The sequence below is a fragment of the Pedobacter vanadiisoli genome, from assembly GCF_042684385.1.
Lineage (GTDB): Bacteria > Bacteroidota > Bacteroidia > Sphingobacteriales > Sphingobacteriaceae > Pedobacter > Pedobacter vanadiisoli.
Genome location: NZ_JBHULL010000009.1, coordinates 466,224 through 481,270, shown reverse-complemented (window position 1 = coordinate 481,270; position 15,047 = coordinate 466,224). Strand labels below are relative to the sequence as shown.

General features: G+C 38.9%; 11 protein-coding genes. 6 read left to right on the top strand and 5 right to left on the bottom strand.

What is annotated here, in order from left to right; translation table 11 throughout:
- Positions 1–233 precede the first annotated feature (233 nt).
- The 4 genes from ACFSR6_RS13160 to ACFSR6_RS13145 all read right to left on the bottom strand — a co-directional run bounded on the left by ACFSR6_RS13160 (position 234) and on the right by ACFSR6_RS13145 (position 4,019).
- On the bottom strand, positions 234–641 hold the full coding sequence (locus tag ACFSR6_RS13160; RefSeq protein ID WP_379079630.1) for a RidA family protein: 408 nt from the start codon (positions 639–641) through the stop codon (positions 234–236).
- 116 nt (positions 642–757) lie between these two features.
- Positions 758–2,743, bottom strand: a complete 1,986-nt coding sequence (locus ACFSR6_RS13155) for a M1 family metallopeptidase (RefSeq protein ID WP_379079629.1) — start codon at positions 2,741–2,743, stop codon at positions 758–760.
- Between the two features lie 119 nt (positions 2,744–2,862).
- Entirely contained in the window at positions 2,863–3,603 is a 741-nt protein-coding gene (locus ACFSR6_RS13150; RefSeq protein ID WP_379079627.1) for a carboxypeptidase-like regulatory domain-containing protein, read from the bottom strand.
- A gap of 68 nt (positions 3,604–3,671) precedes the next feature.
- Positions 3,672–4,019: a Spx/MgsR family RNA polymerase-binding regulatory protein gene (locus ACFSR6_RS13145; protein ID WP_379079625.1), complete on the bottom strand. Its 348-nt coding sequence runs from the start codon at positions 4,017–4,019 to the stop codon at positions 3,672–3,674.
- A 325-nt stretch (positions 4,020–4,344) separates the two neighbouring features.
- Here ACFSR6_RS13145 and ACFSR6_RS13140 point away from each other — a divergent pair, with 325 nt between their 5' ends.
- Both ACFSR6_RS13140 and ACFSR6_RS13135 read left to right on the top strand, forming a co-directional pair.
- Complete coding sequence (locus ACFSR6_RS13140) at positions 4,345–5,877, top strand: sensor histidine kinase (protein WP_379079623.1); 1,533 nt, start codon at positions 4,345–4,347, stop codon at positions 5,875–5,877.
- A gap of 246 nt (positions 5,878–6,123) precedes the next feature.
- Entirely contained in the window at positions 6,124–6,798 is a 675-nt protein-coding gene (locus ACFSR6_RS13135; protein WP_379079621.1) for a LytR/AlgR family response regulator transcription factor, read from the top strand.
- 50 nt (positions 6,799–6,848) lie between these two features.
- Here ACFSR6_RS13135 and ACFSR6_RS13130 read toward each other — a convergent pair whose 3' ends face one another.
- On the bottom strand, positions 6,849–13,208 hold the full coding sequence (locus tag ACFSR6_RS13130; RefSeq protein WP_379079619.1) for an alpha-2-macroglobulin family protein: 6,360 nt from the start codon (positions 13,206–13,208) through the stop codon (positions 6,849–6,851).
- A gap of 162 nt (positions 13,209–13,370) precedes the next feature.
- On the opposite strand from ACFSR6_RS13130, the gene ribH reads away from it, so the two are divergent.
- The 4 genes from ribH (at position 13,371) to ACFSR6_RS13110 (ending at position 14,810) form a co-directional block, all read left to right on the top strand.
- The gene (gene ribH / locus ACFSR6_RS13125; RefSeq protein WP_090501043.1) at positions 13,371–13,862 is read left to right on the top strand and encodes a 6,7-dimethyl-8-ribityllumazine synthase; all 492 of its coding nucleotides are present in this window, start codon (positions 13,371–13,373) and stop codon (positions 13,860–13,862) included.
- Between the two features lie 113 nt (positions 13,863–13,975).
- Positions 13,976–14,098 carry a hypothetical protein gene (locus ACFSR6_RS13120; RefSeq protein ID WP_255420130.1) on the top strand — a complete coding sequence of 41 codons (123 nt, stop codon included), beginning with the start codon at positions 13,976–13,978 and terminating at the stop codon, positions 14,096–14,098.
- Between the two features lie 85 nt (positions 14,099–14,183).
- The gene (ytxJ, locus tag ACFSR6_RS13115) at positions 14,184–14,516 is read left to right on the top strand and encodes a bacillithiol system redox-active protein YtxJ (protein WP_379079617.1); all 333 of its coding nucleotides are present in this window, start codon (positions 14,184–14,186) and stop codon (positions 14,514–14,516) included.
- A gap of 78 nt (positions 14,517–14,594) precedes the next feature.
- Positions 14,595–14,810 (top strand): hypothetical protein, encoded by a 216-nt coding sequence (locus ACFSR6_RS13110; RefSeq protein ID WP_379079615.1) that lies wholly within the window; start codon positions 14,595–14,597, stop codon positions 14,808–14,810.
- The last annotated feature ends 237 nt before the right edge of the window (positions 14,811–15,047 follow it).

Sequence of the window (15,047 nt, the reverse complement as noted above, 5' to 3'; positions counted from 1 at the left end):
AAACCAAAGATTTCTCTCTACTTAAGACCTGACCGATGATAGCCAGTTTAAATTCCAGACTATACTTAATTTTTCTGCTCATAAAATGCTCCTATTAAAGTGTCCAACTTTTTGGGGGCAGTCCACACAGCGAGGACTTGAACGGAAAGCGGGACTAAAAACCGCCAAGAGCACAGAATCCTTCATTTCCAAAACAATACCAATTTAACAATAATGCTAAGCGGATTGATAAGTTAACCCACAGCCGTAGCGTCAATTTCGATCAGCATGCCATTTAAAGCCAATTTTTGTACCGGGATAAGCGTATTTACCGGAAATTTTTGGTCAGGCCATATTTTGTTGGATTCTTCGATCAGGATCTTATGCTTGGCTTCATCATAATCTACCACCAAAGTAGTGAGTTTAGCAATGTTGGCCATGGTTAAATTTTTGCTTTTTAACGCCAAGGCAATATTTTCGAAAACAATGCTTACCTGTGTACCAAAGTCATCACTTAAAATGCCATCTGTTCTGCTACCGCCCTGGCCGGCAACAAATACCAGTTGACTTTGGGCCGAAACTGAAGCCACGTGAGAATAGCCATGTGCACGAGGGTCATATATACCATCAGGATTAGTAATTTCTAAAACCGGTTTTTCCATATCTGTAAATTTTGAGCGCTAAATTATCTTATAGCCTACAATAAAGCGTCGGTAGTTTGCAATAAAAAACCTCCTGATCTTTTAAAATCAGGAGGCTTCTAATTATTAATCCGAACTTAGCTACCTGTAGCTGTCCAGGTATCGTTATCAGGGTTCGAATCCGGCAATACTTTACCCGGATCTAAAGTAACTGATTCAATTTCTTCTGTTGTTGGGTAACGCACCAGCCAGCTGGTGTTTTTCATCCAAACATCAACCGGAACCTTTACAACATCGGTTTTTCCGCTTTTGGTTTTGATCTGGAGGATAATCGGCATCGGCATTCTTTCCAGGTTAACTACTCTAATGGTGTAACCTACCAGTTTATCGTCTTTCTTTACCTGGTCAACTGCAGCAATACCCTGGTCCATTTTCCAGTTATTTAACCACCAGCTTCTCCAAAACCAGGCTAAATCTTCGCCAGCCCCGTTTTCCATCGAACGAAAGAAATCAAACGGTGTTGGGTGTTTAAATGCCCAGTTTTTAATGTACTGACGAAAAGCATAATCAAAACGGTCTTCACCTAAAATCTGGTTTCTTAAAATATCCAGCCCCCAGCCTGGTTTGCTGTATAAATTATTACCGATGTTTCTTTCAGTCATACCATCAGGCATCAGCATGATGTTTTCGTAAACCGGATTGCCAATAATATTTTTACCGATTCTATGTAAATCGGCCGGCTGACCAGCATATTCGCCATTATTAAAGTTTTTCTTCGAGATTCCATTAATGAAAGTATTAAAACCTTCATCCATCCAACCATATTTACGTTCGTTGGAGCCCACAATCATAGGGAACCAGGTGTGACCAAATTCATGATCGATTACTCCCCACGCGCCGGCTTTTTTAGCCTTCCAGCCACAGAAAACAATACCGGGATATTCCATACCTCCAATATTGGTTGCCACATTTACAGCCATCGGGTAAGGATACTCGAACCATTTTGATGAATAATGCTCGATGGTAGATTTTACATATTCTACACCACGGCCGTAAGAATCAAGCCCGTTACTTTCTACCGGCTGAGCAGAAACGGCTAACCCTGTTTTACCACTTGGAAGCTTATACCGCGCTGCATCCAATACAAATGCTTTGGATGAAGCCCAGGCGGCATCGCGGGCATTGGTAATTTTAAATCTCCACGTTAATTTATCTTTTGCCGGACGTGATTTTGGATCGGTTACTTCTGCCTCTGTACGAATATGTACGGTAGCATCGCTCTGTTTAGCCTCGTTCCATCTTTTTAACTGCTCTGCGGTAAATACTTCTGTAGGGTTTAATAATTCGCCTGAGCCCATTACAATATGGCTTGCAGGTGCAGTAATGGCATAATTGATGTCGCCATATTCGCAATAAAACTCTCCACCACCCCAATAAGGCAGTGTATTCCAACCAATTACATCATCGTAAACGCACATACGAGGGAACCACTGTGCAATGGCAAAGATTTCGCCGTTTTTAGTGGTCAAATGCCCTGTTCTGTCCGATCCTTCTTTTGGCACAATGTACGAGTAATCCATTTTAATGGTTATTATATCTCCATTAGCCGCCAATGGTTGATCTAAGCGAATCTGCATACGGGTATCTTCTACCAAAGAAGTAAACTTTACAGCACCTGCTTTTTGCGCGACACTAATGTTCTGGATTTTATATCCACCATCAAATTTTTCACCCTGCGCACCATAACGACTGCGTGAAGGGGTAATGGCATAACCTCTTGAAGTTTCTTTAAAGGTATTCTGATCCAGTTGTAACCATAAGTAGGGTAACTTATCGGGACTATTGTTTTTGTAGGTAATGGTAACTGTTCCCGAAACCATATTCCTGGCATCGTCAAGGGTGGCAGTAATATTATAATCTACACGGTTTTGCCAGTATTTTGGCCCGGGTGCGCCAATTGCCGAACGGAATTCGTTTCCGTTCTGGGTGTAAAATAACGGACCAAATGCTTCAGCAGGGTTATAATTGGTCGCTGGTGTAGGGGATGTAGCCTGTTGAGCAGATGCCGAAAAAGCAACAACACAACAAACCAAACCAAAATTAATCAGTTTAGTCAATTTCATGATAATAATAAGGTTGTTATATTGCGGTAAATATAGAAAATAACCACATACAGTTTTATTTGTGGTTATAATGTTACCAATAGTGGCTACAATTTTAGTTAAGTGAGAATTTTATCCGCTTAATTAACCTTTAATTTTGGCAGATCCTGAAGCTTTCTTTCCTGCGGACTTAATTTTTTCCATGCCACAAAGGCACGCGAGATGTAAAAAGCATAACGGAAAGGCCTTTCTCCTTTTACAGCTTCTATGGATGGCCTGTAAATAATCATAAAGTTTTTAAGTTCTTCGCCTTCCAGTTTGGTCAGATCGGTAATGGCTTTGGGCGTAAAATTTTCATCGATTTCCTGCTGGTACATTTCCTTTTCTTCCAAATCAGCCTCTTTACGCTGTTGCCTTTTGTATTTGCCATAACCCAGGTTCAGGCCCAAGCCCCCAACTTTGTCGGTCATACGCTTACGGTTTAAATTACCGCCTGTACTGAGTAACGTATACTTTTCTGCCAAAGGATCTTTTGCATCGGTAATCTTACTGTTCATCCTTATCGCACTTACCTCAACATCATTTAAATTGTTTGTTTTAACCGGAAGGTATATGGTACGGTTTAAGAGGTTCGTCAAATATAAAGTATCGGTATGATAACCTACCGCCGAAAACTCAATAAGGTCGCCAATATTTGCAGCAATGGTATATTTACCATCTTTGTTTGTAGTGGTCGACTTTTTACTGTTCAGGTTCCTCACCGAAACACCCGGAATGGAAAGTGTTTTTTTCGTAAAATCGAAAACCGTACCTGTAGTTACCGTTTGAGCAAAGACGCCTATAGGCAGGACAAGCAATAGAAAAATGATCAGTCTGTACATACTCAAAAGTAAATTAGTTCGACGTTTAAAATCTGCTTTTAACAAACTTTAACATTAGAACAAATGAATTAGGTTAGTGTTTTTAAATAATTTTCATCATCAAATCCAATTAATATTGCTTTGTTATTTTGCTCAATAACCGGTCGTTTGATGGCGCTTGTATTCTCTTTTAAGTAAGCCACAGCCAGGGCTTGATTATCAATTTTGGACTGTTCCTCTTTAGTCAGTTTTTTCCACGTTAATCCCTTTCTGTTCAGCACGGTTTCCCAGCCAAAAGTATTGCACCATTCGTTCAGCTTCTCTTCAGTTACGCCCTTTTTCTTAAAATCGTGAAATTCAAAATCAATATGATGGTCTTTTAACCAATCGAGCGATTTTTTAACTGTGTTGCAATTTGGAATTCCGTAAACGGTCATATTGATAAATGAATGTATGATAAATGGAAATTGTACAATAGATGATGGGAAATAACCCAACAATCCTTTTCAAAGATAGTAAAAAATGGAAAATGTAACGGAATATACCCAATGATCTATTCGTAATAACCAATGCCAAACAGCTTAAGAACTAATGTTAAACCTTAATGGTCAAATGAGGTTAATATAATACGGCTGATGGAATTATCATCTCATCTTAAAACCCTGTAATTCCTGTTCATTCGTCACATTTTTTGCCTTATCCATCACATTTTAAATATTACAGCCGATTCTCTTTGTAAAATTGTACTGTAAACTAAAAAAAATGGAAATTATTTCTGGTAAACCCTATACCACCAAAAACATCAATCAGCTTGAGTTTTGGATTTCAACTACCTTATTTATTTTTGCACTGATCAGTATCTGCACGCAGACAACTTACGGTGGTGGCAGCGCTTATCATTTTTCGCAACATTCGCTTGATTATAGCGTAATGCAAAATTTCTTTCTGCCCGAGATCTTCAAAATCAGTATCCTTTACTTTAGCTTTTTGCTTTTCAATTTTGTTTCGATGCCCCAATTGGCAAGAAAACAGCACATCGCCATGAACCTGATTATTACGGTTGCTGTTACCATCTTTTCTATTATTGCCTGGATGGTTACCAATACTTATTCGCAGGCTTACAGAATAGTTGAATATGATAATTTAGATAAAGCTTATGATATGTTTTTTGGCGAGGCTTTTACCTATATCTTTTTTCTTTACCTGCTTTTTAATACTTACGCTTATTTTAACGAGCGTGGAATTGAACTGCTCAAAAGAATTCCGCTGTTAAAGCAAAACAATAACAACATTATACCTGAAGTTTTTACCACCACAAAAATCTGGTTGATTTCCTTGATGGTATTTGCGGCAGTACTCTCCTTAAAGATCGATTATGAAATATTAATTATTTGGCTACTTGTACCTCCTGTAAATATTTTCTTTGCTTTTTGTGCCATTTATTACATCATTCCAAATCTGCGGAAGAATTTTAAAGGTTTTGGCAGGTATTTTTGGGGAAATGTAGGTTTAACCATTATCATTTCGCTGCTGCTTCTGATTATACTTATACCTTTTATGCATAACAGGGAAATTGTTCCCATTACACTGATTTTGAATGCCATATGTTTAATCTGCATCACCACGCCATTAGCTTGGTATATCTACAAACACAAGTTTGAAAAACTGAGCGAAATACAGATGCTGAAAACGGAGTTGGGCAAATCAGACGCCAACCTGAATTTCTTAAAATCGCAGATCAACCCGCACTTTTTATTCAATGCCTTAAACACCCTTTATGGAACAGCTTTACAGGAAAATGCAGAAAGAACCGGCGAGGGTATTCAAAAACTGGGCGATATGATGCGTTTTATGCTCCACGAAAATACACAGGATAAAATTTCGCTTACCCGCGAGGTAGAATACCTGAACAACTATATCGATCTACAAAAACTCCGCACCTCGCGTTCGGCAGATATCAGGATTGAAGCCCATATTGAAGAACAGCTGAACAATTTGCAGATTACACCAATGTTATTGATCCCGTTTATCGAAAATGCCTTTAAACATGGGATCAGTCTGCAACAGCCATCATACATTAAAATTACTTTACAGACCAAAGAAAAGACTTTATATTTTGATGTTAGCAACAGTATTTATATCAAAGCCGATAACGATCCTGAAAAATTAAAAAGTGGTATAGGTTTAGAAAATGTAAAACAACGGTTATCATTACTTTATTATGGAAAACATGAACTGATTATCCGTGAAAGTGCCAACGAATTTTTTGTTCACTTGACTTTACAGTTGGATTAAGGCAGTAAGTTTATCGGAAACAAAAATTGAAGTGAAAATTGGGTTAATCCCGAAATTTGTTTGTAAAAATCCCTATTATTGGCCCCAGGATGTCGTCATTTCGAGCGCAGTGCAACAAAGCCGAGAAATCTATATATCAGCAGATCTCTCCATTGCGTTTCACTTCAGTCGAGATGACGATTGAATGTTACCTTGGAAACGCTTCCTTCCTTAGCAAAACAAAAGAGATTAAAAACAGAAACAAATATGATTGCCATTGCTATAGATGATGAACCGATTGCGCTGGATATTATAAAATCGCATGCTTCGAAAGTTCCGTTTGTAGAATTGGTTCAAACCTTTACCGATGCCTTTGCCGCCATCAGTTATCTTCAACATAATAAGGTTGACCTGATTTTTTTGGACATTAAAATGCCCGACATCAGCGGCATTGATTTTTTAAAGAGTTTAAGTAAAGCACCGATGGTTATTTTCACCACGGCCTATACGGAACATGCGGTGCAAAGTTTTGAACTGGATGCTGTTGATTATTTGTTAAAACCTTTTTCACTTTCGCGTTTTTTAAAAGCCTGCAATAAGGCCCACGAGCTCTTCAACCTGCGTGGCCAGAAACAGGAAGCAAAAACGGAATACATTTTTATAAAAGATGGTTATGAACAGGTAAAGGTTGAATTAGATGATATCCTTTATGTGGAAGCCTCCGGAAATTATACAAAGATCCAATTAAAAGACAAATTGCTGAGTTCCCGTATTACCATCAACGACCTCGCCGAACTGCTGCCAAAGACAGATTTTATCCGCTGTCACCGGGCATTTATTGTCGCTAAAAACAAAGTATCCAAATTTGACCGCAGCCAAATTTGGATAGGTGATAAAATTATTCCCATCGGGGCCACTTATGGCGGCATTCAACTTACCTGATGCAATCTAAACTTTACAGGTTTTAAAAACCGGCGAGGTTTGCGAGCCAATTATTTTACATTCACCCTAATTCCTACAGAATGTGTGGTAAACTCAGGTGCATACATGCTCTGCAAACTGGTAATCCCGTTTGAAAAACTTCCTGCATGGGTTACCCTTAACGGATATTCGAACACATAGGTTCCTTTTGGCATATAACTGATGAAGAAATTGGTTGAAGCATCTTTTGTACTCTCATAATAACCCAATCCATCCTGATACTTATACCTGGAAATTACATTTACAGGTTCGAAACCTGATGAACGCATATCTTTTAAATGGAGGTATTCCATATCCCTGTCGCAATAAATTTCTATCCGTACTTTCAGTAAATCGCCTGGTGTTAAAACACTGCTACCAGTAAGCGGTGTTAGCACATCACCTTTATCACTGGTTTTTTGAATAAATAACTGTTTTTTGATTTTAATGCCAGTATTTGCAGGTGTGATTTTATCCAATTGCTCAAAATACTGCCAGTATAATGCGCCCCAGCCTATGGTTTTGTTATTGTTTTTAACTTCTACCCTCCCCATTCCGGGTTTAACATCTGCTCCAGCAATGCTTATTTTCTGATAACCGGTACCAGCCTCTTTTGCCGCATTGGGCTGTTGCAGCTCTGCTAATTTCCGGCCATCAATGGTAATTTCTGGTTCGTTACTTTCGGTTAATAAATCGGTACCCCTCATTAACAAAGCATAACAGGCTGCTGTAGTAGCTTTTGTAGTTTTCCAATCGTTGGTTTGTTTGTTTTTGAGCAACCAGATTTTCATTTCCTCAACCGCTCTGACATCGTTAGCCACTTCATCAAAGGCTTCAATCAATAAAGCCTGTGTTTCAACCGGACTTTGGTACCACCACCATCCTGCTTTGTTGGTAGCCCAGTACATTCCCAGTTCGTCATTTTGTTGGGCGGTTTGGCTTAACAGCGTAATGATTTTTTTTGCTTCTGCAGTATTGCCATTTCTATTGAGCACCAATGCCGTTTGCGCCAGCTGATAGGTATCGAAAGTTTTCCATCCGGATGCCAGCTTTTTAAGGTAAAAATCTTTGGCTTTAACGAAGTCAGCATTGGTATTTTTTTGATTGGTATAACTTCTGGCAAACAGGTAATGCAGTGGCAAATAAGCCATGCGTTTCCCTTTCATTTCATCTTTATAATCCCTTACCAATGCCGCATCAAGGTAAACAATTGCTTTATTGAGTATGGTATTAAATTTCGGATAGGCCTTTTCATCAACCATTTTCAGTTTTTTTAACTGGCCCATACCCAAAACAATGTGCTGGGTAATATACCGGTCTTCACGCATGCCACTAAACCATGGGAAAGCGCCGTTGTTAAACTGCATTTTTTCTAACTTCTCAAAATTGCTTTTTAATTCATAGGTCATTCTGTTTAAGTCGAAAAGTGTTGCCAAACGTTTTTTACGTTCGGTTTCATGATCTGCATTGCGTACCCAAGGCGTTTCTTCCAGTAAAATCGATTTTAGTTCCTGATTTTTCTCCAGGTTGGATAACAATGCTTCGCCATTATTGGTATTTTTCCATTGCTCAAAAACCGTTTTGATTTTTGGAGATGAATTCATGATTCCCGTTGCAAAGCTATTGGCATAAAAGCGGCTAAAAGTCTGCTCAGCGCACTCATAAGGATATTCCATCAGATAGGGCAAGGCCTGTACAGCATACCAAACGGGGTTTGAGGTAAACTCGAAAGTCAGGCCTTGGTTGCGCATGGTTTTAGAACTGCCGGATTTTTCGAGTTTTTCGAAATCGAAAGTTTTAGTGGTGTTGCCCCGAACATTTATCGGCATGCTTTCAGTTATCAACATGGCATTAGCTAACACCGGAACAGTATTTTCTTCGCCATCGCTAAATTTACCACTTTGAGCCAAAACTTTATAGGTAATGGCGCTAATGCCCGATGGGATAATTAAGGTCCATTTTATAACGGTATTGCCCGCATCATCCACTTCAAAAGTTTTTTCCGGCTGATCGTCTGCGCCAAAAATCCTGATTGATTTTCCTGTTAAGGCATCGGTAAGTGCTAAACTGGCGTTACCTGTAAGTTTTTTACCTGCCAGGTTATTGAGTTTGGCACTTAATAAAATGGTATCACCTTCGCGGAAAAAACGTGGTGCATTGATTGCAATGGCCAATTGCTTCTGCGTAACCAGTTCATTGGTTATGGATGCCGTTCTTAAATCTTTGGTATGCGCAAAGCCCATCATTTTATAGCGGGTTAAACTTTGCGGTATGGTAAATTCGATTATGATTTCACCTTTGGCATCCGTTAACAGTTGCGGGTAGAAAAACGCAAGTTCATTAAAGTTGGTACGGGTGGCGATATCTGTTTTTTTATATTGAAGCGGTCCTACTTCCTGGCGTAACGTTGGATCTGGCAGTCTATCAAGCAATGCTTCTCTACCTGAAACTGCACTTTTTAATTTCTCAACTGTTGGTGCCGCCAGGCTCTCTGCTGCTGGTAAAGCTACACCTCTAAGCTTTATTACTGCTCCGGTTAAATTTTCCTTTTTTCGCGCACCATAACCGGTCACAATTACTTCATTTAAAGTGCTCCCATCTTCTTTTAGTGTTACATCAACCCGTTTTTTGTTACCCCCCTTAACGGTGTATTGCTTAAAGCCAATAAAAGAAAAACGTAGTGTCTCCCCCGCTTTGGCATCAATGGTATAAATACCAAAAACATTGGTTGTGCTTACCTTTTTGCCTACACTCACCTGTACACCCGGCAGTATTGCACCCTGGCTATCGAACACCACCCCATAAATTAATTTACCTTTTTCTAACTCTGCCAGTTTTTTTACCACTTCCGGCGATAAATCTTTTCGTTTAGCCTGTTGTAAATTGCGGATGTAGTTCCGGTATCCGTAATTATATCCGCCATAATAGTTATAACCAAACAGATTAAGACTTTCGTAACCCCGGGTAATTACGCTGTAGTCCCTGTCTGGTCTTAAAAACCATAGGTAACTCGGGTTAGCAACATTGTTTGTATTGAAATTCCAGTTATAAAAACCATAATTAAAACTGGTTTGCAGATTGGTATTCCAGTTCATCGGCTTAAGGTCGTCTAAACTTGCATCGTAAAGTGTGGCCACCATTTCGGCCATTTGTTTTTCTCCCTTGTTATTATTGATTTGCAGTTTCCAGCTTTCCTTTTCACCGGGTTGTAATTTATCGCGAAAGGTTAAAAAGCGGATGTTCAGTTCTTTCTGTGGATCTACAATTTTAACCTGCTGCATGGAGTTATAAACAGTACCCTGATGTACCATTACAAACTGTACAGCAAAACCATCGTTGTAACTGGTTTTGGGTTGTATTTTAAGGATGCTCTGTTTAGGCGATAAATTGATCCATACCTTTTCGGCTATGCTATCGCGATAATAAACCTCATAATAAGCCTTGCTGTTCTCTGCAAAACCTGCCAAACGGAAGATAGCGCTTTCGCCGGGTTTGATTACTGTAACTTCTGGTGTAATCCACTCGATGTTTGATTGTATTACCGCTGGCGCTTCATGATAAACCACCAGGTATTTATCTACTTTAACCGTATCATTTTGCCCATTTACAGCCGTTAACCTGATTTTATAATAACCTGGCTTCAGGTCTTTCTGACTAAAATTTAAGCTTCCACGACCATTTTTAGCACTCAAGTTCTGCTTAAATTCTACCGACTTTACCGGCCATTTAGCCACTTCGAGTTCATTGTCGTAATCATCATCAGGAAAGTTTTTAATAAAATCTTTCTTACTCAAGGCGTAATTTTCGGCATAAAACGGGCTTTTGTTCATCAGCCTCGATGGCGCCTGTAACAAATTCCATTCTGCTTTAACATCAGCCTTAATGGTTTCGTTGTTTAAGTTGGTAACCGAAAATGGGATACTATCAGGCCTACCACTCAAATACACCACCTGTTCTGTACTGATATTAAGCATTATATCCTTTTTCCCTACATTTATGCTGGTTGTCTTTGAACGGGTTTCGCCATTTAAATCGGTAATATCAGCCACAATTTCGTAGCTGTAATTTGCTTTGGTATCAGTGGCGTTTGCGAAAAAAGTGATCTCAAATTTACCCCCGGCTTTGGTGTTGGTTTTACCGATGGCCACCTGTTTTCTTTCGGCATACATCCTGGATCCATAAATCGCACTCCGCTGTATATAGCCGGGCCTGTAATCATCCCTCACGCTCCTGAAAACTTTATAATTTACCTTCGCATTGCTTACCGAATAACCTGAAAAAGAAATTGCCTTACCCTCTACCCTAATGCTGTCATTCAGTTTATAATGCTTGTTGACTTTATCAAAAACCACTTCGAAAGTAGGCCGCTTATATTCTTCAACCTGTACAGCAATGCTGCCATGTTTGGTTTCTATTTCCATCTGGCCATTCAATATACCCATTGGAATGGTAAACGAACCCTGAAATGTGCCATAATCATTACTTATTAATTTTACTGATGTAATCTCTTTTCCATTGGCATCATTAAAAGAAATATCAACTGCCTTATTTACCGCAATCTTATTTTTTCCATTCTGGATTTTCAAACACAATCCCTTATAATAGACGTTCTGTCCGGGGCGGTAAATCGGTCTGTCAGTAAATAGAATTACACGTTCCTTTTCCTCATCTTCATCATCCCGGTAGCTATTATAATTGTTGATATTGATCTGTAATTCATCCTTACCCAGCTTTATCAATGCGGCACTCATACCTTCCTGTACTTCGGTTGTACTGGCGTAACCATTTGCATCTGTAGTTAATAATCCGCCATCAATGTATTTACCGGTATTGTAATCATACCTCCTCTGCCTGATGGTTACATTTTTTAAAGGCGTACCATTATCCAGCCGACTAACAAAATATTCATGTTTATCAATACTACGCCGATTAATAACCGCCATTGCCGTAACCTTAAAATTAATGTTGCTATACACAGTATCGCCCTGTTTACGGTTAATGGTTTGGGCAATTAAAGTATAACTACCCAAAGGCAATGCCTCAATTTTATCAACCAAACTGTGGGTTTGATAATCATTGGTTTTAGGAACAGCGATTACCCATTGCCTAATGGTTTTATTTTTTCTTAAAAAAGCTAAAAAATCGGCCTTGTTTTTAAATTGTTCATATTCATTTTTCAATTCTGGCGAATGATACAAGCTCAGCTGTATGCTATCTGCATTTTTATAAGATAGATATAATTGAGCGGGCCGGTCAGGCTGCACAAATTCTTTTACTTTAACAGACAAACTACTACTTTTAATCTCTTCAACTAAATTCCTGGCATTCTCAGCCCCAATGCTGTTTGGATAAGCATTTATGGCTTTTTCAGCCAAAGCAACTGCAGTAATCAGGTTTTGTTTATTGCTATCAACAGGTAATTGTGCATTTTTATGGATAATGGCCTGCTCGTACAAAACATTAGCAAAAACTTCGCTTTGGGTACTTTGCTCAGCCAACTGAGTTAAAGCTTTACTGTATAACTCTTGCCCGTTGCTGGCAAAATGCTGTTGCATAAATTTTAGCCGTTTTAAATCCACATCATCCAATGCTGAAGAATTACCGCTGTTCTGATGAAATCTGATCAGGTTTTTAAATAGCTGTAAAGCCTGGACATTAAATAAAGTACTATCAGTTGGTATTGTCGTATTTAAAAATGTTTGTCTGTTTCCAAACCAGTCAACATTACTCATATCGATTAATTCATCTTCATATTGAGTTAGGTTCAGCTGTGTATTACTAAAAACATCGATGGCACGGTGGGCCAGCAGATCATATAAGGTGGGCCTAAAGCTTCGGTATTTTTTATCTCCTGCCAAAACCGCATCCAGAGTATCTACCTTGGTCTGCTGTAAAACCTGACTCTCCTTTAACGATAGCATATAATACTTTACGGTTTCCTCATTCAGTTTTTTAATATCCCAGGTTTTAATGTCATCGCCAATATCGCCCTGAACCTGGGTACGCTGGTTAATCTGCCAACGGTTCTGTTGCAGGTAATTCCAATAGGTTTCGGCCAAAAGTGATTGTAAAATGCTTTTTTCAGGCTGTTTAGCACTACTGATATCTTTGCGCAGATCGATCAAAATCTTATCAAATGCATTTTCTTCCAGGTAACTCTGAAACATCATCCGGTAAATAACCGATTTAACCAGCAAAGGCGTATTGTTCGTTTGTCGTGCCTGTTCATTTATTTTTTCAATCAGGGCAAGTGCGTCTTTTGGTTTGCCCTGGTTAGCAATAGAATCGACCCTGTAAAAATCGTCGAGTGTATATTTCTGCTGGGCGGAAAGATGTAACGACAGTAAAATGAGGAGAAAAAATAAACTGGAGAGGCGTAATGATATATTCATAGCTGGCTTGCGTTTTTAATATAGATGAGCTGAACGCTTAAATTCCATAAGCGGTAAATATTTATCTGATTCTTACACGAATCTAAGTATTAATGAACTAAATGTTACAACCAGCAAACATTAAGGTTTTTAACATTCGTGGCATAACATTATCTTTGCCCCATGTCAACACAATTAAAAAATCTATCCGATTTCTCTCATACTACCGTTCCGAGTGGTGCAAACTATAAATTCGGGATTATTGTAGCCGAATGGAATGCCGAAATTACCGGTGCTTTATACAATGGTGCATTAAAAACCCTGTTAGCAAATGGCGTTGCCGAAGAAAACATTATTTCTTTACCTGTACCCGGAAGTTTTGAATTAACCGGTGGTGCAGAAATCCTGCTGAGCAAAAGGAGCGATATTGATGCTGTAATCTGTTTAGGTTGTGTGATCCAGGGTGATACCAAACATTTCGATTTTATCTGCGATGCGGTGGCACAGGGCATCACCAATGTTGGCATCAAATACAGTAAACCCGTCATTTTCGGGGTTTTAACCACTAACAACCTGGAGCAGGCACAAGACCGTGCAGGCGGGAAACACGGCAATAAAGGCGATGAGGCTGCAATTACGGCCATTAAAATGGCTGATTTTTCAGCACAGATTTAAACTTGTGTTTTAATAATTATTTGTAACTTAGAAGTTTAAAAATTATCAGATTAAATGAAACCATCACGACCAGTTCATGATAGCTTCATTATCATTGAAACAAACTTACACAGATGAAAAAAGTAGCCATTTTATTATTGGCGGTGTTTTGCACCATTACCATTTTAGAATCTTGTTCTTCTAAACTTTGTCCTGCTTATGGGTCTTACCCGGAAGGAAAACGCAGAAGGAATTAATCTATCTCATTTGTAATCTCATATACAGGTCATTTGTAGAACTTTATTTCACTACACATGTTATCCTGTAAAACTATATCATATCATGACTTGGGTTAACTTAACTTCAATAGAACAGCTTGATGAAATTAAAAACGCAAGCGGTTTTAGCCTAATTTTTAAGCATAGCACGCGTTGCTCGATCAGCTTAATGGCTAAAAAGAATTTCGAATTTGATTGGGATATAATCCCGGCAGATACAAAACTTTATTTTTTAGATTTAATCAGCTATCGTGATATTTCCAACCAGATTGCCGAAATCTTTCAGGTAGCCCATCAATCGCCGCAAATTTTATTAATTAAAAACGGCGATTGTGTACTGGAAGCCTCGCATAGCGATATTTCTGCCAGTGAAGTTGCAGAAGTAATTGCAGCTTAAAGATAAAAAAATTCAGACAAAGGGTATTCAAGCAATTGGATACCCTTTTTTGGTAATCGCTTATTTTTTAGTAAAGCAATGTTCAGCGTGTTATCGGTTAAGGTAGCCCTGCTGTACACTGTACTTTTTGGCTATACTTCTACTCCGTTCCGGGGTGGCAGCCAAAAAGGTGCCGTTCCCATCAGGTTTATTACCGTAAAGCCTGAGTATAAAAACACCAAACGTTCATACGGAACGAAAAAGCTCTCTTCTTCTGATGTTACCTACAACACGTCCCGTTGGGACGTATTATGATGTTAAGATTTTAACTAAGTGTTCAGAAAGGCGCTACGGATTACAGCATAAGAAAGAGTCTCCGCGACTCAACTTAAACATCGAGTTATAAACTCAATTTGATTCATCAATCCATAGAGACGCTATGCTTAACGCTACAGACAGATATGTGCCGTACCAGAGGGACGTTTCGTAGGTAGCACAAATAATGTTTTTATTATTTGTGTCGTTCCGTAGGAACGTTTCGTGGAACAATAT

What these genes read in the sequence shown, in the direction of transcription:
- ACFSR6_RS13145 (WP_379079625.1), bottom strand. Translation starts at nt 4,019, where the DNA reads ATGACCGTTTACGGAATTCCAAATTGCAACACAGTTAAAAAATCGCTC.
- ytxJ (WP_379079617.1), top strand. Translation starts at nt 14,184, where the DNA reads ATGACTTGGGTTAACTTAACTTCAATAGAACAGCTTGATGAAATTAAA.
- ribH (WP_090501043.1), top strand. Translation starts at nt 13,371, where the DNA reads ATGTCAACACAATTAAAAAATCTATCCGATTTCTCTCATACTACCGTT.
- ACFSR6_RS13155 (WP_379079629.1), bottom strand. Translation starts at nt 2,743, where the DNA reads ATGAAATTGACTAAACTGATTAATTTTGGTTTGGTTTGTTGTGTTGTT.
- ACFSR6_RS13140 (WP_379079623.1), top strand. Translation starts at nt 4,345, where the DNA reads ATGGAAATTATTTCTGGTAAACCCTATACCACCAAAAACATCAATCAG.
- ACFSR6_RS13150 (WP_379079627.1), bottom strand. Translation starts at nt 3,603, where the DNA reads ATGTACAGACTGATCATTTTTCTATTGCTTGTCCTGCCTATAGGCGTC.
- ACFSR6_RS13160 (WP_379079630.1), bottom strand. Translation starts at nt 641, where the DNA reads ATGGAAAAACCGGTTTTAGAAATTACTAATCCTGATGGTATATATGAC.
- ACFSR6_RS13130 (WP_379079619.1), bottom strand. Translation starts at nt 13,208, where the DNA reads ATGAATATATCATTACGCCTCTCCAGTTTATTTTTTCTCCTCATTTTA.
- ACFSR6_RS13110 (WP_379079615.1), top strand. Translation starts at nt 14,595, where the DNA reads ATGTTCAGCGTGTTATCGGTTAAGGTAGCCCTGCTGTACACTGTACTT.
- ACFSR6_RS13120 (WP_255420130.1), top strand. Translation starts at nt 13,976, where the DNA reads ATGAAAAAAGTAGCCATTTTATTATTGGCGGTGTTTTGCACCATTACC.
- ACFSR6_RS13135 (WP_379079621.1), top strand. Translation starts at nt 6,124, where the DNA reads ATGATTGCCATTGCTATAGATGATGAACCGATTGCGCTGGATATTATA.